Consider the following 379-nt stretch of genomic DNA (forward strand, 5'->3'; position numbering starts at 1 on the left):
GAGATCGAGGACGCCCAGCGCTTCGACGAGGGGCTGGGCAGGCACGCCGAGGTGCTCCGCAGCGCGCTTCTGGACCTCGAGGACGTGGCCTCCGAGCTGCGCGACTATGCCGACGACCTTGACGTGGACCCGGCAGAGCTCGAGCACATGCGCGCTCGCTGGTCCGAGCTCCAGGGGCTCCTGCGCAGCTTCGGGCCCACGATGGACGACGTCCTGGCCCGCCGCGAGGAGGCCCGGCGCGTCGTGGAGGCCGCCTCCGACGGCGGCGCTGCCGTCAAACGGGCCCAGAAGGCCTCCGACGAGGCCGAGTCGGCGCTCGCCGCCGCGGCAGACGCGCTCGACGACGCCCGCCGCGAGGCTGCCCCGCGCTTCTCGGCCG

At 74.9% G+C, this 379-nt stretch carries 1 pseudogene; it reads left to right on the top strand.

The annotated features are described in order from the left end of the window. Nucleotides 1–379: pseudogene (locus tag ACT84W_RS09795) on the top strand (DNA repair protein RecN); the annotation flags it as partial.

This window comes from Paratractidigestivibacter sp. (assembly GCF_052362415.1).
Lineage (GTDB): Bacteria > Actinomycetota > Coriobacteriia > Coriobacteriales > Atopobiaceae > Paratractidigestivibacter.